The following is a 26,817-nucleotide window of genomic DNA, read 5'->3' as shown; positions in this document are numbered from 1 at the left end:
ATGAAGGTAGCGGTATTAGGTGGCGGGCACGGTTGTTACGCGGCAGCGGCAGACTTGAGCGAACAGGGTCACGAAGTACGTTTGTGGCGTCGTGATACGGCTCAGCTGCAACCCTTGCTGGACCGTCCGGTCATGACACTGAAAGACGAAGCGGGCGAGCGCGACATCCCCATTGCCAAAGTCTGCGCCGATATTGGCGAGGCCATCGCCGGTGCCGACCTGGTGCTGATTCCTTCGCCCGCTATTGCACAAACCGATATTGCCCGCGTCATGGCTCCCCACCTGACGGACGGCCAGGTCGTGTTCCTGCCACCAGGCACTTTTGGCTCCTTCATCATGAGCGAGATCGTGCGCGGCACCGGCAACAAGGCCGACGTCAGCTGGGCTGAAACCGGCACCCTGCCCTGGCTGGCCCGCAAGCATGGCGATACCGTCATCAACATCACCACCCGCGCCACCCGCCTGCCTACCGGCGTGTACCCCGCACGCAATACCGATCACGCCCTGGAGGTGATTGGCAAGGTATTCCCCAGCGTGGAGCGCTGCGAAGATGCCCTGTCCGGTGCCCTGATGAATGCTGGCCCCATCATCCACCCACCACTGATCATGATGAACGCAGGCCCGCTGGAGCACTTCCCGGCCTGGGATATTCATAACGAAGGCACTCAGCCCTCGGTACGTGCCGTGACCACGCAGCTGGACAATGAACGCATGCGTATTCGTGAAGCGCTGGGCTACGGTGCCCCGCACTTCCCCCTGTCCGACCACTACGAAAACGACCAGTGGATGTATGGCGACCGTTCCTCGCACTCCAAGCTGGTAAAAAGCGGCGACTGGCGCGAGAAGATCGACCTGCACGAGCACCGCTACATGCGTGAAGACACCATGCTGGGTCTGGCCTTCTTCGCTTCCGTAGCCGACTGGGCCGGTGTGGACGCCCCCGTCACCAAGGGCTTGCTGGCGATTGCCGGTGCCATCGTGGGTGAAGATCTGCGCCAGGGCCAACGCACTCTGGCCAGCCTGGGTCTGGACAAGATGAGCCGCGAGCAACTGCAAGAGATGCTGCAAGCCGGGAGAGCCTGATGAACGCGCCCGCCCCGATCAAACGTATCGTTGCGGTGGGCGCAGGTCGCATGGGGCGGGGCATCGCCCTGGCCTATGCGCTGCGCGGCCAAGCCGTGACCCTACTGGATTTCAAACCCCGTCAGCCTGCTGATAGCGCCCGTCTGGAAGCCGAAATACGCCAGGAATTGCGTGCCACGCTGGAACAGCTGGCCGACCTGGGCATGTTCGCCGCCGAACAGATCGATGGCTATCTGGCCTGCATCGGCGTCGCCCCCTTGAGCGACGCCGCGCAAGTGCTGGGCCAGGCCGATCTGATTTACGAAGGCGTGCCCGAAACACGGGAAGCCAAGACCGACGCCCTGGGACGTATCGGTGAACTGGCCCAGCCCGATGCACTGATCGCCTCCACGACCTCCACCATGCTGGCCTCGGATCTGGCCCCCATGTTGAGCCATCCCGAGCGCTTCCTGAACGCGCACTGGCTCAACCCGGCTTTTCTGATTCCACTGGTGGAAATCAGCGCCCACCCCGGCACCAGCGAGCAGACCTTGAGTCGTCTGCAAAGCAATCTGGAGTCCATCGGCAAAGTGCCTGTGGTCTGTGGCTGCCACCCCGGTTTCATCGTTCCACGCCTGCAAACCCTGATCATGAACGAGGCCGCTCGCATGGTGGAGGAAGGCGTGGCCAGTGCTGCTGATATTGATAAAGCCACCCGCTACGGCCTGGGCTTCCGCTTTGCCAGCATCGGCGTACTGGAGTTCATCGACTACGGCGGCAACGACATTCTGTATCACGCCGGACAGTATCTATCGCAGAACCTGGACCCGGAACGCTACGCCGTACCCGACATCATCACCCGTTATATGGAAAGTGGACGCAACGGTCTGCGCAGCGGACAGGGCTTTCATGAATACCCGGTGGACCAGCAACAGGCATACCGCCGCGATGTGCTGGCCCGCGTACTGGGAATGCTGGATCACATCGGCCTGGCCCCTGCCCGCGCCGAGAACCTTGCCAAGGAGACACAGGAATGAAAAAAACTGCTGCGTTGCTGTTTGCCCTGATGAGCTGTCACGGTCTGAGCCAGGCTCAGGAAGTCCCCACCCTACGGGTAGGTTGGACCATTCCGGGCGAGGAAGCCAAGTATCTGATGGCCAAGCGCCCCGAACTGTTCCCGCAACTGGGCAAGAAATACCAGATACAGTGGACCCAGTTCCAGGGCACCTCGCCCATGGTGCAAGCCATGCGCGCTGGCGTTCTGGAATGCTCTACCATGGCCCCCATGTCGCTGGCCAATGGCGCTATCGAAAGCGGTCTGGAAGCCTATATCGTGGCCCAGCACGTGCACTCGGATGATGATCACTTCTCCGTCTACTGGGCGGTGAAGGAAGACAGCCCGATCAAGACGGCGGCTGATCTGAAAGGCAAGGTCATTGGCACCAACGCCTATGGGGCTGGCGTGTACTTCGACATGCTGCTGTGGCTGCGCCAGAACGGCATTGACCCGGACAAGGACGTGAAAATCGTTGAAACCGGCTTTCCACCTGCGGCTGACGCGATTCGCAGTGGCCGCATTGATGCGGGCCCCATGGCCCAGCCCTTTGCCCTGCTGAACGAAAAGAAAGGCGGCTTGCGCAAGCTGTTCTCCCTGTCCGAAGTGGCCAGCCCCTCGGTGCAGATTTTCGAGGCTTGCAGCAAATCCTATAGCGACGCCAACCCCGAGGTAGTGCGTGCCTACGTGCAAGATTTGAAGACAGCCATGGGCATGCTTAGCAAAGACCCATCGCTGGCCGTGGACGTGACGGCACAAATTACCCGTGCACCCAAAGACCTGCTGGCCCAGTACCTGTTCACGGACAAGGACTTTGCTCGCGTCCCGGACATGCAGCCCAATCTGGAGTCCATCCAGGGCACTTACGACCGCTATCACAAGGCTGGTTTCCTGAAAAAAGCCTTGAACGTGCAGGACTTCTATCGGGCTGATTTACGTGAGGCAACACCATGATTGAACTGGATGGTGTCGGTAAAACCTTTAACACCCGGCAGGGCCGCAGCCATACGGCCCTGCAAGACATCGCCCTGAGCATTCCGGCAGGGCGCTTTGTGTCTATTCTGGGACCCAGCGGTTGCGGCAAAAGCACCCTGCTCTATATGTTAGGGGGCTTTGAGTCCTGCTCCAGCGGCCAGATCCGCGTCAAGGGCAAGCCCATTACCGGCCCAGGTCCAGACCGGGGCCCGGTGTTTCAGGAATATGCCCTGTTTCCCTGGAAAACCGTGCTGGGAAACGTGGCCTACGGCATGCGCGAACAAGGCATGCCTAAAGCCCAGGCCGAACAACGCGCCAGCGAATGGCTGGACAAGGTCAAGCTGGGGCCTTACGCCGCCTTCTATCCGCGTGAACTGTCCGGCGGCATGCGTCAGCGCGCGGCCATTGCCCGCACCCTGGCCTATGAGCCGGACATCCTGCTGATGGACGAGCCCTTCGGGGCGCTGGATGCCCATACGCGCGTCACCCTGCAAACGGAACTGCTCAGCTTGTGGGAGCAGTTGCGCAATACCGTGGTCTTTGTGACGCACGGCGTGGACGAAGCGGTCTTTCTGTCCGATACCGTGATTGTCATGACTGGCTCGCCTGGCCGCATCAAGGAGGTGGTGGATATTGACTTGCCCCGCCCCCGCGTCCGTAGCGAGCTGCTGCGCAATCCGGTTTACCAGGAAACCATTATTCGTCTGGAGCAATCCCTGATGGCGGAGGCCCACCCATGACGCCACAGCACTGGTATGAAAATCGCTGGGCCTCTTTGGTCATGGCGGCCATTCTGGTGCTGCTGGCCTGGGCGGGGCTGGCCCGTTGGGTGGGGCTGGATTCCTTCCCTAGCCCCTGGGCGGCCCTGGGCGAACTGCCCGCCCTGATCAGCGACCCGATGGCCTGGTCGGCCATCCTGCAGTCGGTAGGCCGCATGTTTGCAGGCTATGCCCTGGCGCTGGTCGTGGCCGTGCCGCTGGGTTTGGCCATGGGCCGCAGTCGCTTGGTCTATACCGCCTTTTATCCCTTGGTGGCCCTGGCCTACCCCATGCCCAAAGCAGCCTTGATGCCGATCCTGATGCTGTGGTTCGGTCTGGGAGATTTCTCCAAGATCCTGGTCATTGCGCTGGGCGTGTCCCTGCCTTTGCTCTATCACAGCTATCACGGCGCAACCCGTATCGAGCCCAAGCTGATCTGGGTGGCCCAATCCATGGGCATGGGTCCACTGGCCCGTCTGGGCAAGATTGTGCTGCCCGCCTCCTTGCCGGAAGTCATGATTGGCTGCCGCGTCGGGGTGGTCATGGCCCTGATCGTGATGGTGTCCTCCGAGATGATTGCGCGTCAGGAAGGCATAGGCAATCTGCTGTTCACCTCCATGGATATGGCGCAGTACTCCACGGTGTACGCGGTCATCATGCTGCTGGCCGTGCTGGGCATTGCCTGCGATGCGCTGTTCGAGTTTGTCCGCAAACGCTGCACGCACTGGCATGACTCTACCCAGAGCCTGATGGACAAAGGATGACGCTATGACCACCAAAACCTTAGCCTCACCGGGACAAGCTATGCGTTCTACTCAAACCCGCCCGGCCAAACGCCGGGATTTGTCGGGACTGTCTTTGTGCATCAGTCCGGCCCTGATGCTGATTGTCTGGGAGCTATGCACCCGCTCGGGCTGGGTCAGCCCGCAGTTGCTGCCGGCCCCCTCTTCCATTTTGATGCGTGTACTGGAACTGGCCGGTCAGGCGGACTTCTGGCAGAACCTGGGCATTACGGTCTACCGCCTGCTAAGCGGTTTGCTGATTGCCTGTGTGGCCGGTGTCGCCCTGGCGCTGATTGCACAGCTGACGCGCTGGAGCTCGTTTCTGCTGGATGCCCTGATCCGCCTGCTGGCCCCTATCCCCAAGATCGCCCTTTACCCGGCACTGATCCTGATCATGGGGTTTGAAAGCTCATCGAAAATCGCCCTGGTGGTTTCAGACGCGATTTTCCCTGTGCTGATGGCCAGCTGGGTGGCGGCGCAAACCGTGGACCGCAAGCTGATCTGGTCGGCACGTGCCGCGGGCACATCCCGCAGTGCCTGCCTGTGGAAAATCATTTTGCCCGCCATCAGCCCGACCGTGCTGGCCGGTGTCCGGGTGGCCGGCGTGATTGCCTGCGTGGTGGTTTTTCTGGCCGAGATGATTGCCTCCACCGACGGTCTGGGCCATATGCTGACCGCCGCCGCACGCAGCTACCGCACGATTGATATGTTTGTACCCTTGGTCTGGATCTGTGTGCTGGGCTTCGCACTGAACCTGACGATTGCCGCTTTGCAGCGCAAAGTGGATCATACGAACTGAGACTGAACCAACCACTTGCCCGGTCAATGGCAGCGCTGACCGGGCTTTCGCAGGCTCACTCAATCACTCTGAACGAGTAGCCTGCTTTTTTTTCTGCATCAAGGAAGCCGCTTCACTATGGCCAGCCGTCCTCTGACCGACGCCTATACCGGGCACGATACGTTTATTCCCTATCTGCTCAATCGCAGCACCTCGGCCTTAAATGCTGACTTTCAAACCTTGCTGCGCAGCCATGAACTGACCCTGCTGCATTGGCGCGTACTGGCTTTTCTGAACGAAACCGATGGCCTGGGCGTCAGCACCCTGGCGCAATATACGGACGTGGATCAAACCACCTTGTCGCGCGCCCTGGTGGTAATGGAAAATGCGGGCCACCTGTCCCGCCAGCCCGATCCGCTGGACCAACGCCGTGTGCTGATCCATCTGCATGAACAAGGTCGCCAGCACTTTCTGCGCGTCCTGCCCGCCGCTCTGGACATCCATCACCGTGCCATTCAGGGCTTTTCGGCTGAAGAGCTGACCCAGCTGCGTCAGTTTCTGAACCGCATTCGCGCCAATATCAATGGGGATGCCCGCTAAGCGTCACGCCCTGCCGTCTTTCCTGTAAAGCGTCCCCTTGGCCGCTTTCACTCGCCTGTCACCCCTGAATCCGCCCCACATCGGGGCCTGTTGCCCCTGATCGTCCAGGCTTGAAATGGACATTCAAGGGCGATGAGCCTTTATTTACGACAGGAAAGACCATAAAATGATAATGATTAACATTTAGTAGTAGCGCAGCGACCTGAGATGTCTTGCCAGGTACGCTTGGTTCTCTTACGGAAATCAGATCTCGTGACTCTCTCTCCTACTCGCGCTGGACGTCGCCAGCTCTTGCTGGCCGCTGCGGCCAGCCCTTTGCTATTTGGCGTCCCCCGCCTGCTTCGCGCCCAAGACGGTCCCCTGAAAATTGCCCTGCTGACTTCCTTGTCCGGCCCCTTCGCCTCTCTGGGCGAAAGCATGCGCGCCGGTCTGGAGTTGATGCTGCAACAGTGCAATTACGAAATGGGCGGGCGCAAGGTTCAGTTGCTGGTAGAAGACGACCACGGCAAACCGGACGAAGCCATCCGTAAAGTGCGCAAGCTGATCGAGCGCGACAAGATCGACGTACTGGGCGGAGTCATCAGCGCCAATATCGCGCTGGCCATCCGTGACATCGTGCACGATGCGCAACTGCCCACCTTCATTTCCAACGCCGCTGCCAATGGTCTGGCCCGTGAAGCCGCCAGCCCCTACGTGTTCCGCCCCACCAAAACCAGCTGGATGTTGGGCCACACTGGCGCTTTGTGGACTTTCGAGCACATCGAAAAATCCGGCGGTATCACGCTGGGTTCGGACTACACCGCAGGCCGCGAATACATTGACGACTTCGCCAAAACCTATCAGGAACAAGGCGGCACGCTGGGCGAGCGCATCTGGACACCCTTGGGTACGCCCGACTTCGCGCCTATCCTGATGAATCTGGCTGCCAGCAATCCCAAGTTTGTTTACACCTTCCTGGCCGGTGCCGACGCCGTTCGTTTCCACCAGCAAATGCAGGACTACCAGTTGCACGGCAAGATCCAGATCGTGGGCCCCGGCGCCCTGTTCGATCAGGAAGACGTGATTACCGCTGTGGGCGAAGCCGCTTTGGGTGGCGTCAGCACCTTCCACCAATCGCCCGGCGCTCCGGCTGCCCAGGACTTTGTGGCTGCTTACCAGGCCAGCCGTGGCCGTTTGCCCGGCGAGGCCAGCACCTCCGGTTACGTAACCGGCCAGGTCATCAAGGCCGGTCTGGATGCGGTCAAGGGCGATCTGTCCAATAAGGCCGCCTTCAAGCAAGCCCTGCTGGACAAGCCCATCAATACCGCCTTTGGCCCCATGGCTTTTGACCCGCGCAATAACCAGTCCATTCTGGATATTTACGTCAACCGGGTGGAAAAAGACGCGCAAGGTCGCCCCTTTAACACCGTGGTTCACACTTACCAGCGCATCCAGGACCCCGGCCCGCGTTCTTGAGCTCCACCTTGTCTTATTTCCTGCTTCAAATCCTCAATGCCCTGTCATTCTCAGCCCTGCTGATGTTGGCAGGGCTGGGGCTGTCTTTAGTGCTCAGCCTGATGAACTTCATCAACCTGACACACGGCTCTTTTTTCCTCTTGGGCGGCTATATCAGCGTCCAGTGGCTGGCATCCGGCGCGCCCTGGTGGCTGGCCTTCCCCGCCGCTTTTGCGCTGTGCGGGCTGATGGGCCTGTTGCTGGACCGCTTCCCCTTTCGCCAGTTCTACCAGCGTACCCACTTGATGCAGGTGCTGCTGACCTACGGCCTGTCCGTGATTCTGGCGGACTTGATGCGCTGGGGTTTCAGCGCCGACACGCTCTCGCCCATGCTGCCGCAAGTGCTGCGTGGCGGGGTGTGGATCATGGGCCTGCCCTTCCCCACCTATCGCCTATTCCTGATCGTCACCGGCCTGACGCTGGCCTTGCTGTTCTGGTTCCTGCTGGATCGCACCCTGTGGGGCGCAGCCATTCGCGCTTGCGTACAGGACGCCCAGATTGTTGAAACCCTGGGCTTGAACTCGCGTCGCCTGTTTGCCATCGGCATGGCACTGGCCGCCGGTTTGGCCGGTTTGGGCGGTGCCTTGGGCGCAGGGATGCTGTCGGTCTACCCTGGTCTGGATGAAGAAATTCTCTTGCTGGCCTTGCTGGTGGTGGTCATTGGCGGCTTGAACTCGGTACGCGGCACCTTGCTGTGCGCACTGATTCTGGGTTTCGTCACCACCTTTGCCCGCGTCTGGGTCCCGGCCTTTGCCAATGCTGCCACCCTAGCCGTCATGCTGGGGCTTCTTCTTTGCTGGCCCAATGGTCTGAGCAAATCCGCTACGCGTCAGGTTTAAATGAACAAGCTCAACACCTGCCTGCTGCGCACTGGACTTTGGCCCGCTCTGGCCTGTCTGGTCTTGCTCAGCAGCTATTTCTGGGGCGACGCCTTCTTGTGGCGCTTTGGCACCGAAGCCCTGCTGATTGGTTGCGCTGTCCTTAGCATCAACCTCTTGATTGGTTACGGCGGTCTGGTCTCCCTGGGCCACGGTGCCGTCTTTGGCTTTGCCGCCTATGCCACCGCTGTCAGCAGCCAGTATTGGGGCGCGTCCCTGCCGCTGATGCTGCTGGTGGGCATGGTGGCGGGCACCCTGCTGTCCGTTTTGATGGCGCTGATCAGCCTGCGCAGTTCGGAACTGTTCTTCATGGTGGCGACGCTGGTCGCCGGTCAATTGATCTGGGAAGTGGCGTTTCGCTGGCGTGATGTCACCGGCGGTGCCGATGGCCTGCGCGGCTTCCCGCGTCTGAGCCTGGGCGATCTGCCCCTGAGCGCCCCCTACACCCTGATGATTCTGGCCCTGGTGCTGGCAGTGATCTGCTGGTTGCTGCTGCGCTCCTTCAGCCGTGCCCCAATCGGGCTGGCCTTGACCGGCCTGCGTGACCAGCCCTTGCGCATGGCTGCCCTGGGTTATCAGGCATGGCGCATCCGCCTTTACACCTTCATGATTGCAGGTGCGGTAGCGGGTGCGGCTGGCGGCCTGTATCCCTTTGCGAATCAGTACGTCAGCCCGCAGCAAGTGCATTGGAGCTTCTCGGCCACACTCATCATCATGGGCGTGATCGGTGGCATACGCACCTGGCGAGGCGCATTCATCGGTGCCACCTTCTACCTGTTTGCCCAGACCTACCTGAGCTCCTACACGGATCGTTGGCAGTTGCTGGTAGGTTTGATCTTTGTGCTGACGGTTCTGTTCATGCCCAACGGTCTGGCAGAACGACGCAAGAGGTCTGCATGAGCGTTTTATTAAGCACGCGCGAACTGGCCTTGCATGTGGGCGGTCTGGACATTCTGACGGACGTCAGCCTGGAGCTGCGGGCGGGCGAAACCCTGGGGCTGATTGGCCCCAATGGCGCAGGCAAAACCACGCTGTTCAATATCATCAGCGGTTTGGCCACGCCTTCCAGCGGCCAGGTGTTTCTGGAAGGCAAGGACCTGCGCAGTCTGGGCCCGATTGAACGCGCCAAGCAAGGCATGGTGCGCAGCTTTCAAACCAGCCGCATTTTCCCCGAACTGACCCTGCTGCAAAACCTGGCCCTGGCCGTGCGCATCAAAAAAGATTGCGCCTACCACTGGTGGGGCCGCAAGGACGCCCGCGCCGCCAGCCAGAAAGCTGCCGAAGCCTTGCTGGAACACAGTGCCCTGGCTGGTCGAGGCCATTTGCTGGCCCGCTCCCTGTCCTATGGCGAGCAACGCATTCTGGATTTGCTGATTGCCCTGGCGCAGCAACCCCGCGTGCTCTTGCTGGATGAGCCTACCGCGGGTCTGTCCGAGTCCGAATCGCGTGAAGTCATGGCGCTGGTCCATGCCATGCGCGGCCAATGCGCCGTGCTGCTGATCAGCCATGACATTGATATTGTTTTCCAGGAATGTGACCGGATCGCCGTGTTGTCGTCCGGCACCTTGCTGACCTGCGACACTCCGGACGCTGTGCGTCAGCACGAAGGCGCGCGTCAGGCCTATCTGGGTGAACTGGCTTTGGAGGCAGCATGAGCACAGCGCTGAACATCTCGGGCCTGCATGCACGCTACGACCGTGCCGACATTCTGCAAGAAATTTCGCTGGATATTCCCGCCGGACAAAGCGTAGCCCTGCTGGGCCGCAACGGTGCCGGCAAAACCAGCCTGCTGCATTGCCTGTTCAATATGGGCCCGCAATGGAGCGGACAAATCAATGTGCACGGGAAAAACATTGCAGGTTGGCCCACGCACAAAATCGCCCTGCTGGGCATGGCTTTGGTGCCGCAAGGCCGGGGACGCTTCCCGACGCTGACCGTGCAGGAAAGCCTGCGTTTGGCCGGGCTGGCGCGACGTCCACGCTCCGATGATCGCTGGACGCTGAGCAGCATCTACGAGGCCATGCCGCGTCTGTACGAGCGCCGTCAATCCTCCTGCTCGGCCTTGAGTGGTGGCGAACGACAATTGCTGGCACTGGCCCGTGCGCTGCTGACGCAGTCCTCCATTATTGTTCTGGACGAGCCCAGCGAAGGCCTGGCTCCCATGACGATTCAGGACACCTTGCTGCCGCAACTGCAAACACTGAACGAGCAAGGCATTACCGTGCTGATTGCCGAACAGAATTTGAGTCTGGCCCTGCAACTGGCCGATCGCGCCTTGTTATTAGGCAATGGTCAGCTGGTTTACGACGGCCCTGCCGAACAGCTTCGCCAGGACGCGGCCCTTTTGCAACGCCATTTGGGACTTTGACATGCTGTCTGTGTACAGCTTGTCGCTTCCCCTGCCCCCCGGTATGGAATCCTGGTTACGAAACCAGATTCCCGACAGCACCTTGGCGATGATTGCCCGCCGCCGACAGCAGTCGGATCAGCATTTAAGCTTGCTGGCCCACGGTGCGCTGCGCCATTTTCTGGCGCCCCTGCTGGGCTGCACGCCGCGCGCCGTTCCCATCACCCATCTGGAACATGGCAAGCCGGTGCTGGATCTGGACGATAGCGATCTGCACTTCAGCCTGTCGCACAGCGGCGAGCGTGTGCTGATCGGAATAGCCGACCGAACCATAGGCGTAGACATAGAAGCCATGCGCCTGCCCGTCAAACCGGGGCTGGTCGAACATTGCAGTGTGCCGTCCGAGCGCTCCTGGCTAAAGAGCGATCTGGACTTCTACGCGCTTTGGTGTGGCAAAGAAGCCGCCCTGAAACAAGCAGGCACGAGTTTTCATATTCAGCCTCAAGAATTATCCTTGGACGGTCACCCAGATCACGGATGCACCGTACAATCCCCCCATCCCATCTTGCAAGGTTTGGTGGTGCACAGTCACCGGCCGGTGGAAAACTATGCCGCCGCGGTCTGTCTGAACACTTCCTTTGCTCCCTGGACAGTCAGCTTTTTGGACAGTATTCAACTGCCTGACGCTAAGCTGACTTACCACGAGTAAATCTGACAAGCTAACTTATTTATGTAATAGTTCTCATTACCATGATGAAATCTATTCCTGTTGAACAAATTTGGCCTGACGCTTTTGCCCAGCGATACCGCGATGCTGGACACTGGCAAGGGGAAACTTTTGGCGCTTTGCTGCGCACGCGCGCGCAAAACCACCCGGAACGCGAAGCCATTGTTGGCGGCACCCAGCGCTGGACCTATGGCGCGCTGGATCAGTACGCCAGCCAGATCGCGGCAGGCCTGCTGCAAGCCGGTCTGCGCAAGGGCGACCGCGTCCTGGTGCACCTGCCCAACATCCCTGAATTTGTCAGTGTGATCTTTGGCCTGTTCCGTGCCGGTCTGTTGCCCGTGTACGTCCTGCCTGCGCACCGCATCACCGAAGTCGAACACTTTGCCAATTCCGCCGAAGCACGCGCCTATATAGGTGTTGATGCTCATGCCGGTTTTGCTTACCTGCCTTTGGTGCGCGAGCTGCGTGAACGCTGCCCGCAAATTGAGCAGGTTTACATCGTGGGCGAGGCACAAGAATTTACCTCCCTGGCTCAGTTGCAAAGCAGCGCTGCCAATGTGGACGTGCCCGTATCGGCCGCCCAGCCTTCCGAAGTGGCTTTCCTGCAAATTTCAGGCGGCAGCACAGGCTTGTCCAAGCTGATCCCCCGCACGCACGACGACTACATCTACACCTTGCGCGAAAGCGCCAAGATTGCCGGTCTGGACGAGAAAAGTGTGTTCCTGGGCGCTTTGCCCATTGCTCACAACTTTCCCATGAGCTCGCCCGGTTTTCTGGGTGCGCTGTACGCCGGTGCCAAAGTGGTACTGAGCCCTGCCCCCAGCCCGGACGTTTGCTTTGAGCTGATCGAGCGCGAAGGCGTGACCGACACCAGTCTGGTTCCCCCGCTGCTGATGCTGTGGATGGATGCGGCCACCAAGACCAATGCCAATCTGGAATCGCTGCAAGTGATTCAGGTAGGCGGTGCCAAGCTGAACTCCGAAGCAGCCAAGCGCGTGCGCCCCACCCTGGGCGTGACCTTGCAGCAGGTGTTTGGCATGGCCGAAGGCCTGGTGAACTACACCCGCCTGGACGATCCCGAGGACGTCATCATCAACACCCAGGGCCGTCCTATCAGCCCGGACGATGAAATCCTGATCGTGGACGACAACGGCACACCGGTCGCCCCTGGCGAAACCGGCTACCTGCTCACTCGTGGCCCCTACACAATCCGCGCCTATCACAACAACCCGTCGGCCAATACCCGCTCCTTTACCGAGGACGGTTTTTACCGCACAGGCGACGTGGTACGCATGACGCCCGAAGGCAATCTGATGGTTCAGGGCCGTGCCACTGACCACATCAACCGTGCTGGCGAGAAAATCTCCGCCGAGGAAATTGAAGACCATCTGCTGGCCCACCCGCAGGTCTTTGATGCCGCCGTGGTGTCGATACCCGACGAATTCCTGGGCGAGCGCAGCTGCGCTTTCATCATCCCCAAGGATGAGAAGCCACGCGCCATTGAGCTGAAGAAATGGATACGCAGCCGCGGTCTGGCCGACTTCAAGGTGCCGGATCAAATCGTGTTTGTGGATCGTTTCATGGAAACAGCGGCCTTGAAGATCAGCCGCAAAGAACTGCGCGCCCAGTTGCGCGAGCAATTAGAAAACACAACGCAAGAATAATCATGAGTACTGCACTTACCCTGGAACGCATGCGGCAAGACATTGCCGCCATGCTGCATGAAGACCCGCAGGACATTCTGGACGACGACAACCTGATCGATCTGGGCCTGGATTCCATGCGCGTCATGACTTTGGCTACGCGCTGGCGCGAAGCGGGCGCTCCTATCGAGTTTTCCGAAATGGCCTCGGTCGTGACCCTGGGCCAATGGTGGTCGCTGATCGAGCGTGCCCAGCAAAACGGTCGTTGATTCTCTTACTGCAACACGCTTATGTTTAGCTCCCCTTCCGAACTGCCATTGCGCCCCCTGACCGAAGCACAAGAAGGTCTGTGGTACGCCCAGCGTTTGGACCCGCTCAACCCGATTTTCAATACAGGGCATTGCACCCATATCCACTCGGCGCTGGACACTGCGCTGTTTGCGCAAGCCATCAATCTGACGCTGACTGAAGCCGATGCCTTGACCTTGCGCATGGTGGACACGCCCGATGGCCCGGCCCAGTACCTGCGCCCGCAAGAGCCTATCCAACTGGAAATTGTCGACCTGTCCGCGCACGCAGACGGTGCCGAACAAGCCCAAACCCAGTTGATGGCCGACCTGCGCACGCCGCTGGACCCGACCGTTGCGCCACTGGCACGGCACATCCTGTTTGTGCTGGGGCCCAAGCATCATCTTTGGTATCAGCGTATCCATCACCTGGCCGCCGACGGCTATGGCATGGCGCTGATCGAGACGCGCGTGGTCAAGCTCTACAAGGCCTTGTTAAGCGGCCGTGAAGATCATGGGCATGAGCTGGAATCGTTCACCCTTTTGCAGGATGACGATCAAAGCTATCGGGAGAGCGAGCGCCGCAGCAAGGACAGACAGTTCTGGCTGGACACCTTGAGCGATGCAGAACCCGCCCAAAGCCTGAGCGAATCCCAGGCCTTGAGCGACCATCATTTCCTGCTGGCACGCAGCGCCGTCAAGCCCGAGCTGACGGCCAGCCTGCAAGCACTGGCACAAAGCAGCGACATCAGTTGGCCAGACATTCTGACGGGCCTGACCGCCGCCTATGTGCGCCGTCACACCCGCCAGGACGAATGCACCGTCGGTGTGCCGTGGATGGGACGTCTGGGCCACATCAGCGCCCGTATCGTCTCCACCGTCATGAACGTGGCTCCGCTGCGTTTGCAGATCGACGAATCCCAGCCTTTGAATCAGTACCTGATTCAGGTTTCCAAGGCCCTGCGTCAGGCACGTCGTCATGGCCGCTATCGCAGTGAACAACTGCGTCGTGATCTGGGTTTGCTGGGTGGCATGCGTCGCCTGCACGGCCCCATCATCAACGTCCTGCCTTTCGATGCCCCCTACGAACAAGCGGGCCTGACCGCCAGCCAGACTGTGCTGTGCGCTGGCCCCGTGGAAGACTTGAACTTCACCTTCCGCGCCCAGCCCGATGCCGGTGGTTTGCGTCTGGAAGTGGAAGCCAATCCGCGTCTGTACACCGAAGAGCAGATTCAAACCCATCTGGTTCGTCTCGAACAGTTCCTGTTGCGCGCTTTGCAAGCGGACACGCTGTCTGCTGTGCCTACGCTGACGGAAGCAGAACACTATCACTGGATTGAAACCGTCAACCAGACCGCTCACCCGGTTCCCGAGACCACGCTGTGGGCACTGATCCACGCCCAGTTGCAGGCTCACCCGGAACAAAATGGCCTGGAGTTTGAAGGCAAGAAACTCAGCTACGCCCAGATCGACGAACAAACCACCAATCTGGCCGCGCAACTGCGTCTGGCCGGTGTGCAGACCGGCGATATCGTCGCCGTCGCCCTGCCCCGCTCGCTGGAACTGGTGTTGAGCTTGCTGGCTATTCATCGTGCCGGTGCTGCCTACTTGCCACTGGATCTGGACCAGCCTGCCGATCGCCTGAACACCATCTTGCAAGCCGCTCAACCGCGCCTGCTGGTTGGCCAACCTGATTGCACGCTGAACGCCACCCTGCTGGTTCCTCAGCCTGAACAGGCTTGCAGCGCAGACGCCTGGACAGCCGCTGGCCCGCATGACCCGTCTTACCTGATCTACACCTCCGGCTCTACCGGCACCCCAAAAGGCGTGCTGGTCAACCACGACGCCATCGTCAACCGTCTGGTGTGGATGCAAACGCATTACGGCATTGGTGCCGGTGATCGCATTCTGCAAAAGACCCCGGCCACCTTTGACGTGTCGGTGTGGGAGTTCTTCCTGCCCTTCCTGTCGGGTGCGACCCTGGTCGTGGCCCCGCCACAAGCGCACCGCGATCCGGCCCATATCGCCCGCCTGATGCGCGAACAGAGCATCACAGTGCTGCACTTTGTGCCCTCCATGCTCAGCGCCTTCCTGGATGAGCCTGCCGCTCGTGGACTGGCGCCGCGTCTGGTGTTTTGTAGTGGTGAAGAACTGTCGGCCGCCACCCGCGACCGCTTCCATTCCCTGCTGAACGCCGAGCTGCACAATCTGTACGGCCCCACCGAAGCCGCCGTGGACGTGTCCTACTGGCCTGCTTCGCGCGACGACAAATCCCAGCCTGTGCCTATCGGTTTCCCCGTGTGGAACACCGCTCTGTACATTCTGGACGAGCAGTTGCAGCCCGTACCGCCCGGCGTGGCCGGTCATCTGTACCTGGCTGGCCGACAACTGGCGCAAGGCTACTGGGGCCGCCCGGACCTGACTGAAGAACGCTTTGTGCCCGATCCTTACGCCCTGCATGGCGACCGCATGTACGCCACCGGCGATGTGGCCCGCTGGCGTGACGATGGTGCGGTTATTTTCCTGGGTCGCTCCGACCACCAGATCAAGCTGCGCGGTCAACGTATCGAGCTGGGCGAAATTGAAGCCTTGCTGGCGCGTCACCCCGATGTGGCCCACGTCGCTGTTATTGCCCGTGAAGATGTACCCGGTCAAATGGCGATTGTGGCTTACTGGGTGCCGCAAGCAGGCAGCCAGTGCACAGACAACACGCTGGCCGCTTATGTAGGCGAGCACTTGCCGTCCTACATGGTGCCCAGCGCCTGGATCAGCCTGGACGCTCTGCCCGTGACGGCCAACGGCAAGCTGGACCGCAAGGCCCTGCCCGTCCCTGCCTTGCAGGCACGTTCGGCAGGTTTGCCACTGGAAGGCGCTACTCAACATCAAATCGCCGCCGCTTTCGCCACCGTGCTGGAAAGCAGCGAAGCGTTTTACGCCGACGACGACTTCTTCGCCCTGGGCGGACATTCGCTGTTGGCCGCCAAACTGGCCTTGATGCTGCGTGAAGCGCGTGGTCAGGCCGTGTCGATTGGCACTATTTTTGAATACCCCACCATTGCCCGTCTGGCCAAACACCTGGATCAGGCTGGCAGTACGACAGCCGATGGTTTTGGTCCCATCATCACCTTGCGCCCAGCACAAAACGATCAGCCTGCGCTGTTCGTGATTCACCCGGCCGGTGGCTTGTCCTGGTGCTATGGTGCGCTGGCGCGTCACCTTCCTCCAGGCCGTGCTGTCTATGGTTTGCAAGCCAGCGTGCTATCTGACGCCTCGCTGGGTCTGGATGGCAGCCTGGACGCCATGGCCAAAGTCTATGTGGACCGTATCGAGCAAGTTCAGCCGCACGGCCCCTACCATCTGGCAGGCTGGTCCGTAGGCGGCATTATTGCTCAGGCCATGGCCGTAGAGCTACGCCGTCGCGGTCAACTGGTGGGCATGTTGTCCTTGCTGGACGCCTACCCCAGCGACGCCTGGCGTAACGAACCGGCTCCCGAGCCCAACGCCATCTACAAGGCGCTGCTGCATATTGCGGGTCACGACCCGGACAGCTTGCCCGACGTTTCCCTGACCCGTCAGGGTGTGGTGGACTTCCTCAAGCGCAGCGGTCATCCGCTGGCCGAACTGCCCGACACGCGTCTGGACAGCGTATTCCAGGTGGTGGAAAACAATAACCGCCTGGTGCGTCTGTACGAGCATCACGCCTATGACGGCTCCATGCTGTATTTCCGCGCGGCGCTGGATCATGCAGGCACACAATTGCATCCCGATTTGTGGAAGCCCTATGCAGGGCAGCTGGACGTGCACGACATTGCCTCCCTGCACGCTCATTTGACCGGTACTGAAGCTGTGGCCATCATGGCCCCGCTGATGGACTCGGCCATGGCTTTTGCCGAACAGGCACAAGCTCAACCTGAACTCGATGTATAAGCCATGTCTGTAAGACGTTTCTTTCTGGATATCTCACCGCTGATCGAAAGCCGAGCCTTCCGCTTTGCCTACTTCGCTCGGGCCGCGACCGTGCTGGTCACCGGCATGCTGATGGTGGCTGCCAGCGTGCAGCTCTATGAGCTGACCAAATCCAGTGTGGCCGTTGCCTTTCTGAACGTGTCCATGGCCACCCCCATGGTGCTGGCCCTGATTGCGGGCGGTGTCTTGTCCGACCGTATGGACAGACGCAGCTTGATGGTCTGGTCGCGCAGCGTCTATATCATCAGCGTGGTGCTGTTCCTGCTCAATACGCTCTTGCCCAACCCCCAGGTCTGGCTGATTTATGTAGCTGCGGCCATTGGTGGCGCAGCAGGCGGGATCAGCGTTCCGGCCATGATGTCGGCCACCCCGGCGCTGGTCGGTCGCGACAAGCTGGCCGCTGCGGCTGCGCTGTCCGGTCTGGCCATGCAATTGGGCGGCATTATCGGGCCAGCACTGGCAGGCGTACTGATTGCAGGCCCTGGCCTGGTGTTCTGCTACGTGATCGTGCTGTGTGGTGTCATCGTCACCCCTTTGCTCTTGCGTGCTCTGCCGCCCTTGCCTCCGCAAGCCGGCAAGCAGCCACAGAAAAATGCCTTCCAGTCCCTGCGCGATGGGCTGACCTTTGTCGCCAGCCACCCCTTGCTGCGCGCCCTGCTGCTGATTGATCTGGCCGCCCTGATTCTGGCGACGCCTCTGGCTTTGATGCCCGAATGGGGCGACACCATTTTGAAGATGGGTGCCACTGCCACCGGCTACCTTTACGCCGCTCCGGCTGTAGGTGCCACGCTGGCCGCCCTGTCCAGCGGCTGGTGCCGCCAAGTCTCCCGCCCCGGTGCAGCCATTGTGATTGCCGTGCTGATCTGGGGTTTGGCCGTGGCCGCCCTGTCCCTGCAACCGACCTTATGGTGGGCCCTGATTTGTCTGGCCATCATGGGTGCCGCCGATACCATTTCCAAAATCATGCGTATGGCGCTGGTTCAGCACCACACTCCCGACTACCTCCTGGGCCGTGTCTCCAGCCTGTGGATGACGCAGTACTCTCTGGGCCAGGCTCTGGGCAATATGCAAATGGGCTATCTGTCCCGCCTGCTCAGCCCGGCCGTCGCCGTTGCGGTAGGGGGCTTGGCCTGTGCCGCGGTAGCGGGTGGTTTCGGAATTCTCAATCAAGGCCTGCGTTCGGCCAGCAAACAGGATGGCCCACCCAATGCCTGACATCTCGATTTTGTTCTACCCACGCCTGCTGCACGCCTGTAGAAAGATCTCCTACATGGACCGTCTTGTCGACCGAACCTTTATTTAGGATTAAAAGATGCTAATCAATGTCAATTGCATTCGCCGTACCCCTGCTGCACTGCTGCGCAAGGCCGGCCTGAGCGCAGCCGTCCTGTCCCTGTCCCTGGCCAATGCCTTTGCGGCCCCCGCTTTTGACCAGCCTGATGTTGACTTCCGCGGCTCCATGAATGCCGCTGGTGTGGTCTATGCAGGTAATGAAGCCCAACTGGCAGGCCGTGGTTTCACACCTGGCCAGGAAGTGATCCTGCTGCAAAACGGCCACACTCTGACACCTCAAGCGCTGGTCGCTGACAAAGAAGGCAATCTGAGCACCACCGTTGCCATTCCTGCCGAAGCCGCCGTTGGCGTGCACCCCGTGGTCATGCAGGTCAGCAAGCCCTCGACCGCCGGCATCTTCAACCTGAAGGTTTCTCCTAAAGTTGAACTGAGCGGCCAGGACAAATTTGAACTGCAATCCCAGCACCTGGTGCCCGGCTTGTACCAAAGCGCTTACAGCCCCAAGAACAAAGTGCTGTTCGTGACCTCCGCCGTGGGCCGCCCACCGGTCAAGCAATCGCAGCTGCTCAAAGTTAACCCCAAGACCCTGGCCGTTGAAGCCAGCGTGACACCGGCCGCACAAAAAGGCCGTGACGATGGCCAGGTTCAAGCCGTTTATGGCGTGGACGTGGACGACAAGCAAGGCAATGTCTGGGTTACCAACACCCGCAGCAGCTCCATCGCTGTCTACAGCCAGAAAGACCTGAAACTGGTCAAACAGTTTGAAGACGGCGTCGTCAGCCACCCACGTGATGTGGTTGTGGACGAAAAGACCAACCGCGCTTACGTGTCCTCGCCCGGCGCTGACACCCTGGCCGTGTTCGACACCAAAAAGCTGACTCAGTTGGACCCGATCGAACTGCAATCGAAAACCCGCAACAAGCCCGGCAGCATGAGCCTGATCCTGGACGCTGAAAAAGACCGTCTGTACACCGTCAGCGCCAGCACCAATGAGCTGATCATTGTGGATCTGAAAAACGGCAATGCTCAAACCGTATTCCCCATTCCTGGCGCTCGTGGCCTGGCTGGCGTATCGGTAGACAGCAAGAATGATCAAGTCTATGTGGCCGCCCAAGGCAGCGACAACCTGCTGATCATCAACGCCAAAGACGGTGCCATTCAGCACGACATCAAGATTGGCGCTGGCGCCTTGAACGTGGTCTTTGATCCCAAGACATCCCTGGCCTACGTGGCCTCTCGCGGTGCAGGCACCGTGACCGCTGTTAACGGTAAAGGCGAAATCGTTGCCAATCTGGACGGCGGCAGCTTCCCCAACCACGTCTCGCTGGATGGCGAAGGCAATGCCTACCTGGTCAACAAATCCAAAGGTAAGGCTGACCAGACTGCTGACCGCATCACGCGTCTTCACCTGAAGTAATCGCCCGACGCGCCCCTTCCATGAAAAGGGGCGCAAAGGCAAAACCCCTGCCCTTAAAAAGGACTCCTATGAACAGCCGTATCGACGATCAAGTCCGCCCTGCCGCCATTGAAGAATGGCTAAAGCATTACCGGGCCGACAGCAGCGTATTTGCCTCTCCCTCCGTCAGTTTGATGGCACACGGCACGGCACTGGAGCGGCATACCAATAATGCCCAGGGGCAATTGCTGGACGATGCCCGAACCTTGCTGTCGCAAGCTGCACAGGAAGGTCTGGACGCCCCCCTCCTGCTGGGCGTAATCCCCTTTAACCCGGCCCGCGAAGCCTATTTGCGAGTGCCCAAGGAATACCGGCGCGATCCCGTCTTGCTGCGCCCGGTCCAGCGCCCACCGCTGGCCAAATCCGGCAACACCATTGCCAGCCAAAGCTTGCTGCCCGATGGCGAAGGCTACGAAGACAGCGTCAGCCGCATCCTGGCAACGATGCGCGAACAGAACATTTCCAAAACTGTGATGGCCCGCACCGTGACCATCACACTGAACGAAGCCCTGGATCGTCAGACTGTGTTGAGCAACATGCTCCACAGCAATCCGGCTGGCTACACCTACGCCCTGCCTGTGCCAGGCGGCAAGGCCGAAGACCCGGACCTGTTTTTTGGGGCCAGCCCCGAACTGCTGGTACGCCGCCAGGGCGATCTGGTGACAGTCAACCCGCTGGCAGGCACAGCCCCACGCTTTGCCGATCCGCAGCGCGATCAGACCAGCGCCGAAACCTTGATGGCCTCCAGCAAAGACCTGCGCGAGCACGCCTACGTGATTCAGGACGTGGTGCGTATCCTGTCCCAGTTCTGCGACTCCATGGAAGTGCCCGACGGCCCCAACCTGACCAGCACCGCCAACCTGTGGCACCTGTCCACCCGTATAAGCGGCCGTTTGCGTGACCCTTCCGTCACCTCTCTGGAGCTGGCACTGGCCATGCACCCCACTCCGGCCGTCTGCGGCCTGCCTACCCAGCCAGCCATGCAGGCCATCGAAGCCACCGAAGTCTTTGATCGCGGCTACTTTGCAGGCGCCATAGGCTGGAACGACCATGAAGGAAACGGCGAATGGGCCGTGGCCATTCGCTGCGGCCACTACACCCAGCAAGGCCTGACCTTATCGGCTGGCGCCGGCATTGTGGACGGCTCCGTCCCTGCCCTGGAGCGCCAGGAAACCGGCAATAAACTCATGACCCTGATCAACTCACTGGGTCTGGCGCAAAACATAACACTTTAAAACGGAGACACGACTTATGACCATTCACGCGTTGCCCAGCTACGAGCTGCCTCAAACCCCCGTAGCCAACCGCGTCAATTGGCGCCCACAGGCAAATCGTGCCGCCCTGCTCATTCACGACATGCAGACCTACTTTCTGCAGAAATACGATATGAGCCAGGCCCCTATCCCCATGCTGATCGAACGCATCGCCGCCCTGCGCGACGTCTGCCACAAGCTGGGGATTCCCGTGTTCTATACCGCCCAGCCTACCGAGCAGCCCGAGAAAGACCGTGCCTTGCTGAACGATTTCTGGGGCCCAGGCCTGACCGCCACCGAATTTCACACCCAGCAAGCCGTCGTGCCGGAGCTGACACCGGCCGAGCAGGACATCATGCTGACCAAATGGCGTTACAGCGCCTTCCAGCGCTCCGACCTGCGAGAGCAACTGCGCAATCTGGGCCGTGACCAACTGATCATCACGGGCGTCTACGCCCACATCGGCTGCATGACCACCGCCCTGGAAGCCTTCATGCAAGACGTGCAGCCCTTCCTGGCCATCGACGGCGTTGCCGACTTCTCTCTGGAAGAACACCAAATGGCCATCCGCCACGTCTCGCAACGCTGCGGCGTCAGCCTGACCTGCACCGAAATCCAGGACAGCCTGCAAAGCTAAACAGGACGCACACATGAGCACTAACACACAAGAATTTGCAGGCGAATGCGTCGCCGTCACGGGCGCCGCCCGTGGCATTGGCGCTGCCGTGACCAAACTGCTGCTGGAGCGAGGCGCACGCGTCATCGCCCTGGACCTGGACGTAGAAGGCCTGACCCAACTGAGCCAGTCCAGCTACAGCGAGCGCGTCTCCTGCCACCTGGTCGACATCAGCCAGGCCGATGCCGTCGATGCAGCGCTGGCCCAAGGCCAGGAAAAACTGGGGCCCATCCAGCGCCTGGCCTGTGTGGCGGGCGTCCTGCAAATGGGCCGCATCACCGAGCTGAGCAACGAACAATGGGATCGCACCTTTGCCATCAACACCACCGGCGTCTTTAACGTCTGCCGCAACGTGGCCAAAGGCATGATCGAGCGCAAACAAGGCGCCATCGTCAACGTCAGCTCCAACTCCGCCGCCACCCCACGCATCGCCATGGGCGCCTACGCCGCCTCCAAAGCTGCCGTCACCCAACTGAGCCGCTGCCTGGGCCTGGAACTGGCCCCACACGGCATCCGGGTGAACGTCATCTCCCCCGGCTCCACCGACACCCCCATGCAACAAGCCATGTGGGCACAAGGCAGCTCACGCGAAACCGTCATCGCGGGCTCCGGCGAAAACTACCGCCTGGGCATCCCCCTGCAAAAAATCGCCACCCCCGAAGAAATCGCGGAAGCCGTCCTGTTCCTGCTCTCGGACCGCGCCAGCCACATCACCCTGTCCGACCTGCGCGTGGACGGCGGTGCCACACTGGACCAAGGCTAAACAGCCAGACGCAAAAAAGGGCGGAATCTCCGCCCTTTTTTATTGCTCATCGGAACGAGTCCGGACACAAGCATGCGCACACCAATATTAGAGCCAGTGCCGATAAGGACTGGGCACATATTGCCGGGCCAAGGAAAAATACACGCGAACCAACACATCGCGAACGAGATTAATTAAAGCCAAGCGCAGTCAGGCCTGCATCAGATTAGACCTGCTCAGTGCAGGTCCCCCTGTCGGATTCCCCTTAACTCAGTCGAGTCTTATGAACTAGATCGAGCAACTGCAGCGTTCCAAACGCCCCAACCTACAGCCGTTGAAAGCAGGCCCACTCAAGAGCACTGCTGCCATGCTGTTCGGGTCGGGGCAGGCTCAGGCGGGGCGGATCAGAGTGCTTGCCGCGGGCATGAGATTGCGTAGGGATGCAAGGGGCCTGCTGTTTGAGCCGGGCGTTTGTACTTGGTCCGGGGGACCAAGTACCCGGCGAGTTCAGGCCCCGCCCGTAGCAATCTTATGCCAAGGGTACTGGTGCGCAGCACCAGCAAACGCTCAGCCCCGCCTGAGCCTGCCCCGACCCGAACAGCCTCCCGGTCCAGTCGACTGAGCCTGTCTATAGCCCGTACCTCACAACTTAAGCCCAGCTACAACTACTTCTTCTCCTGAACAGGCTCTTCAACCTGCTCAATCCCAAACAAATGCTCCAGCCCCAAAGCCAAAGCATCCCTCCAAGCCACAAAATCATGCGCCGTCGCGCTTTCCACGTAACGCACGTCATACCCCCGTGCCCGCAGCACATCATCCAGATGACGATTAGCCTGCACCAGGCTGACATCCCGGCTGGAGCCTGAAGACTCGAACACCCCCGCGCTCATATAAACCTTCACTGGCACAGCAGGCGAATCCGCCATCTGGCGCGTCAGCCACTGCCCACGAGCATCACCCGTCGGAGCCCACCAGAACGACCCCGACATGCTCAGGACATTGCCAAACCACTGCGGCAAACGCCACGCAGCATTCATGGCGGCCAAACCACCATAACTGGAGCCACCAATCGCCGTCTTGTCCGCCGTCGACTGCACACCCTGGGCATTCAACCAAGGCATCAGCTCCTTGTCCAGAAACTTGATGTAAGCCTCATTCGGCGGCAATTCCCGTGCCCGTTCCGCCATGCCCGGATTGTCCACCAGGACCAGCCACATAGGCTCCACACGCCCCTGCGCAATCAAAGTGTCCAACATGGCAGGCGCGCGCGCCAAATCCCGATAGTCACGACCATCGAACAAAATCAAAGTGTGATCAATTTCCTGGGCCCGAGTGCCAGCAGGCTGATAAATCTGCACCTGCCGCTCCACACCCAAGGCCTCGCTGGGCAAGCGTTCCGTACGCCATTGTCCCTGCCCCAACTGCTGCGGCTCCAGGCTCACCACCTCGGCCGGAGCCTGCGTCAAACGCAAGACCGACTCACCATCAAACAGATCCTTGCTGTTTTCCGGCAAAACCTGGGAATTATGAGGATCGCGCTGCAAAGCCGCCCGCAGCACTTCACGCGCCAGGTTCTGACCTACATAAGGCACATCCGGTGCCATGCGATAAGCAAAACGGGCATCACGCGGCAAATCGTAGGTGATGTACCAGATATCCGACTCGCCCAAGCGATGCATGCGATCGGTATAAGAGAAAGGCCCGCCGTGCAGACGCACCTCGTTCTGGGCACCGCGCCAGACAAACGTGACGCGATCATGCGTATTGCTGTAGCGCTCCACCAAAGGAGAACCCACACGCTGCACATAATCCCAAAAACCGCGAGATGGCTCGCCAGCGCGCAACCGCATGCTCCACTGACGGATCACATCACCTTGCAAAGGTTCGGCCTGAGCCGGCGTTTGGGGAGCCGTGACCGATTTGACCTGCCACTGATACTCGCCCTGCCCCAGCACACGCAAACGATACTCGCCCGCCGTGCTGGCAATAAAGCCAAAAGGACCGCCCCGCTCCGGTGCATCCGCCCAATGACGAATCGCCTTGCCATCGGGGCCGAATAACTCCAGCGCCACATCACCACTGTGCTGCCAACTGCCTTGCACCAGATCATTCTGTTGCAAGCTCAGTATTCGTTCATGATGTTCGTGCGCCTGAACTTCACCTTGAGCCGAAGGCAGCGTAGCCGCCCAAGCCGACCCAACCATTCCCACCATCAATACAGCAACAACAGGTGCGCGCAACATACATCCTCCTAAATGCCGGTTTGCCGCAGGACAAGCCCAGTACCAAGAAGCAGTATACGATCAAAAATAATCAGCGCACCCCTTGGCTGGCGCGAGGCGGCGCCTTTTATCACCCCAGACGGAAAGCCTGAATCAAACGATCCAGCTCTTGTACCTGGTCTTGCAACTCGCTGGAGGTGTGCGCCACCTGGTTCACCATCTCCGCGTTTTGCTGAGTGGCCGAATCCAGCTGACCCACAGCCACATTGATTTGCTCGATACCAATGGTTTGCTCGCGAGTAGAAGCCGCAATCTCGTGAACAATCGTCATCACTTGCGAGCTGCCGGTGACCATCTCATCAATGACCTCACCCACCTGCCCCATCAACTGCACCCCTTCGCGGGTGCTGTTGGAGGACGCCTCCACCAATTGAGCAATCTCCTGGGCAGAAGCGGTCGTACGCTGCGCCAAGGCACGCACTTCACCGGCCACCACCGCAAAACCTCGACCTTGTTCACCGGCTCGCGCGGCTTCCACAGCGGCGTTCAAGGCCAGAATATTCGTCTGGAAGGCAATCGAGTTAATCACCGTGGTGATGTCCGCCACCTTGCCGCTGGTGTCACGAATCGCGCCCATGCGGTCCACCAGCTCGCTGACCATCTGGCCACCGTGCTGAGCGGTTTTCTGCACCTGGCTGGAGACTTCCTCAGCCCGCATGGCGTTTTCTTCGCTCATGCGCACCGTACCGGTCATCTCTTCCATGGCCGATGCTGTTTCCTGCAAGGCCGCCGCCTGCTGAGTCGTGCGGCTGGACAGCTCCAGATTGCCCACAGACAGCTGCGAGGTATCGTCCGCAATCACGCCACTGCTGTGTTGCAGCGTGCGCATGACCTCGTTCAGCTTCAGGCGCATCTGCTCGATGGACGCCATCACGCTATTGTCCGGAATCGAACGCAAGGAATGTGCCACACGCAAATCGCCATTAGCAATGGCCTGGGCCGCTCCATGCAAAATCTTGGGTTCAGCGCCCAGCTCGGCAAAGATCTGGCGCGCCAAGAACACGGTGACGGTCGATACCAGCAGCACGATCAGAATGAACACGATCGAAGAGCTGAGCAGATTGTTCAGGAAACGCGCCTGGATATTGTCGATATACACGCCCGAGGTCAGCACCCAATCCCACTGCGTCACCCCCTTACCAAAGGCCAGTTTGGGCGCATTGCTCTTGTCGCTGAGCTTGGGCCAGTGATACTCCAGAAAGCCTTCACCGCCATTGCGGCCGATGCGGCTCATCTCGGCAAAAGGATGCACCCCATTGCTATCGACCACGGCACTGACGTCCTGACCGTCCAGCTCCGGTCGGCTGGGATTCATGATGGACACCACATCGGTCGATAACACCGACACGTAGCCTTCCTGTCCAAAACGGATACTGCTGATGCGTTGCAGCGCCTGCTTTTGCGCCTCTTCCTTGCTGAGAACGCCTTTGCTGACCAGTTGCTGGTAGTCCTGCGTAATGTTCGCTGCAATATTGACGATGTGCTGCAAACTGGTTCTTCGCTCTTCCATCTGTGCCTGATAGAGCTGATAGTTCACAAACGCAAAAACCGCCACCAAAGCCATCAAGCACAAGATCAATGGCAACCACAACTTCTGTTTCAAGCCCAAACGCATCATATTCCCCGAGCAACGCTGAAGAGACAGGTCCCAGGTACGCAAAAACCGACCGTGTCAGCACGGTCGGCCTGCAAGGAGGCCCCATCGAACAAGCTGGGTAACGGCCTCGGGCTTGAAATACTTAACTAAAGTTACATATCGAGATG

23 protein-coding genes are annotated in these 26,817 nt (G+C 60.0%); 21 read left to right on the top strand and 2 right to left on the bottom strand.

Translation table 11 applies throughout. The features are described from left to right. From DUD43_RS01565 to DUD43_RS01465, 21 genes are all read left to right on the top strand, one after another. The gene (locus DUD43_RS01565) at positions 1-1,083 is read left to right on the top strand and encodes an NAD/NADP-dependent octopine/nopaline dehydrogenase family protein (RefSeq protein WP_153228858.1); all 1,083 of its coding nucleotides are present in this window, start codon (positions 1-3) and stop codon (positions 1,081-1,083) included. After that, positions 1,083-2,099 carry a 3-hydroxybutyryl-CoA dehydrogenase gene (locus DUD43_RS01560; protein ID WP_153228857.1) on the top strand — a complete coding sequence of 339 codons (1,017 nt, stop codon included), beginning with the start codon at positions 1,083-1,085 and terminating at the stop codon, positions 2,097-2,099. Before DUD43_RS01565 ends, DUD43_RS01560 begins: the two co-directional genes overlap by 1 nt. After that, a complete protein-coding gene (locus DUD43_RS01555; protein WP_153228856.1) occupies positions 2,096-3,070 on the top strand; it encodes an ABC transporter substrate-binding protein in 975 nt (324 codons plus the stop codon). Before DUD43_RS01560 ends, DUD43_RS01555 begins: the two co-directional genes overlap by 4 nt. Further along, positions 3,067-3,831: an ABC transporter ATP-binding protein gene (locus DUD43_RS01550; RefSeq protein ID WP_153228855.1), complete on the top strand. Its 765-nt coding sequence runs from the start codon at positions 3,067-3,069 to the stop codon at positions 3,829-3,831. Before DUD43_RS01555 ends, DUD43_RS01550 begins: the two co-directional genes overlap by 4 nt. Next, positions 3,828-4,613: an ABC transporter permease gene (locus DUD43_RS01545; protein ID WP_153228854.1), complete on the top strand. Its 786-nt coding sequence runs from the start codon at positions 3,828-3,830 to the stop codon at positions 4,611-4,613. The genes DUD43_RS01550 and DUD43_RS01545 overlap by 4 nt, the downstream gene beginning before the upstream one ends. A 40-nt stretch (positions 4,614-4,653) precedes the next feature. Beyond that, a complete protein-coding gene (locus DUD43_RS01540; RefSeq protein WP_228125868.1) occupies positions 4,654-5,430 on the top strand; it encodes an ABC transporter permease in 777 nt (258 codons plus the stop codon). Between the two features lie 117 nt (positions 5,431-5,547). Then, complete coding sequence (locus DUD43_RS01535) at positions 5,548-6,009, top strand: MarR family winged helix-turn-helix transcriptional regulator (protein WP_042488605.1); 462 nt, start codon at positions 5,548-5,550, stop codon at positions 6,007-6,009. Positions 6,010-6,261: 252 nt separating this feature from the next. Continuing rightward, positions 6,262-7,464, top strand: a complete 1,203-nt coding sequence (locus DUD43_RS01530) for an ABC transporter substrate-binding protein (RefSeq protein ID WP_228125867.1) — start codon at positions 6,262-6,264, stop codon at positions 7,462-7,464. Continuing rightward, positions 7,461-8,342, top strand: a complete 882-nt coding sequence (locus DUD43_RS01525; RefSeq protein WP_021447074.1) for a branched-chain amino acid ABC transporter permease — start codon at positions 7,461-7,463, stop codon at positions 8,340-8,342. The genes DUD43_RS01530 and DUD43_RS01525 overlap by 4 nt, the downstream gene beginning before the upstream one ends. Continuing rightward, on the top strand, positions 8,343-9,281 hold the full coding sequence (locus tag DUD43_RS01520; RefSeq protein WP_153228853.1) for a branched-chain amino acid ABC transporter permease: 939 nt from the start codon (positions 8,343-8,345) through the stop codon (positions 9,279-9,281). Beyond that, positions 9,278-10,036, top strand: coding sequence for an ABC transporter ATP-binding protein (locus DUD43_RS01515; RefSeq protein ID WP_153228852.1), 759 nt, complete (start codon positions 9,278-9,280; stop codon positions 10,034-10,036). Before DUD43_RS01520 ends, DUD43_RS01515 begins: the two co-directional genes overlap by 4 nt. Beyond that, positions 10,033-10,749, top strand: a complete 717-nt coding sequence (locus tag DUD43_RS01510; RefSeq protein ID WP_153228851.1) for an ABC transporter ATP-binding protein — start codon at positions 10,033-10,035, stop codon at positions 10,747-10,749. The genes DUD43_RS01515 and DUD43_RS01510 overlap by 4 nt, the downstream gene beginning before the upstream one ends. 1 nt (position 10,750) lies before the next feature. Then, positions 10,751-11,437, top strand: coding sequence for a 4'-phosphopantetheinyl transferase family protein (locus tag DUD43_RS01505; protein ID WP_153228850.1), 687 nt, complete (start codon positions 10,751-10,753; stop codon positions 11,435-11,437). Positions 11,438-11,478: 41 nt separating this feature from the next. Next, positions 11,479-13,119: a (2,3-dihydroxybenzoyl)adenylate synthase gene (locus DUD43_RS01500; protein ID WP_153228849.1), complete on the top strand. Its 1,641-nt coding sequence runs from the start codon at positions 11,479-11,481 to the stop codon at positions 13,117-13,119. 2 nt (positions 13,120-13,121) lie between these two features. Continuing rightward, positions 13,122-13,367: a phosphopantetheine-binding protein gene (locus tag DUD43_RS01495; protein ID WP_042488626.1), complete on the top strand. Its 246-nt coding sequence runs from the start codon at positions 13,122-13,124 to the stop codon at positions 13,365-13,367. Between the two features lie 21 nt (positions 13,368-13,388). After that, complete coding sequence (locus DUD43_RS01490) at positions 13,389-17,312, top strand: non-ribosomal peptide synthetase (RefSeq protein WP_153228848.1); 3,924 nt, start codon at positions 13,389-13,391, stop codon at positions 17,310-17,312. A gap of 3 nt (positions 17,313-17,315) precedes the next feature. Continuing rightward, positions 17,316-18,566 (top strand): enterobactin transporter EntS, encoded by a 1,251-nt coding sequence (entS, locus tag DUD43_RS01485; protein WP_153228847.1) that lies wholly within the window; start codon positions 17,316-17,318, stop codon positions 18,564-18,566. Between the two features lie 97 nt (positions 18,567-18,663). Further along, positions 18,664-20,061 (top strand): YncE family protein, encoded by a 1,398-nt coding sequence (locus DUD43_RS01480; protein ID WP_153228846.1) that lies wholly within the window; start codon positions 18,664-18,666, stop codon positions 20,059-20,061. Positions 20,062-20,129: 68 nt separating this feature from the next. Further along, on the top strand, positions 20,130-21,335 hold the full coding sequence (locus tag DUD43_RS01475; RefSeq protein ID WP_153228845.1) for an isochorismate synthase: 1,206 nt from the start codon (positions 20,130-20,132) through the stop codon (positions 21,333-21,335). Between the two features lie 16 nt (positions 21,336-21,351). Then, on the top strand, positions 21,352-21,990 hold the full coding sequence (locus DUD43_RS01470; RefSeq protein ID WP_153228844.1) for an isochorismatase family protein: 639 nt from the start codon (positions 21,352-21,354) through the stop codon (positions 21,988-21,990). A gap of 13 nt (positions 21,991-22,003) precedes the next feature. Next, positions 22,004-22,792 carry a 2,3-dihydro-2,3-dihydroxybenzoate dehydrogenase gene (locus tag DUD43_RS01465; RefSeq protein WP_153228843.1) on the top strand — a complete coding sequence of 263 codons (789 nt, stop codon included), beginning with the start codon at positions 22,004-22,006 and terminating at the stop codon, positions 22,790-22,792. Between the two features lie 644 nt (positions 22,793-23,436). Here DUD43_RS01465 and DUD43_RS01460 read toward each other — a convergent pair. Both DUD43_RS01460 and DUD43_RS01455 read right to left on the bottom strand, forming a co-directional pair. Continuing rightward, positions 23,437-25,014 carry an alpha/beta hydrolase gene (locus DUD43_RS01460; protein WP_153228842.1) on the bottom strand — a complete coding sequence of 526 codons (1,578 nt, stop codon included), beginning with the start codon at positions 25,012-25,014 and terminating at the stop codon, positions 23,437-23,439. A gap of 109 nt (positions 25,015-25,123) precedes the next feature. Beyond that, complete coding sequence (locus DUD43_RS01455; RefSeq protein ID WP_228125866.1) at positions 25,124-26,671, bottom strand: methyl-accepting chemotaxis protein; 1,548 nt, start codon at positions 26,669-26,671, stop codon at positions 25,124-25,126. Between the last annotated feature and the right edge of the window lie 146 nt (positions 26,672-26,817).

Source organism: Alcaligenes faecalis, from assembly GCF_009497775.1.
In the GTDB taxonomy this organism is placed as follows: Bacteria; Pseudomonadota; Gammaproteobacteria; order Burkholderiales; family Burkholderiaceae_B; genus Alcaligenes; species Alcaligenes faecalis_D.
This window is presented reverse-complemented; position numbering and strand designations above follow the sequence as displayed.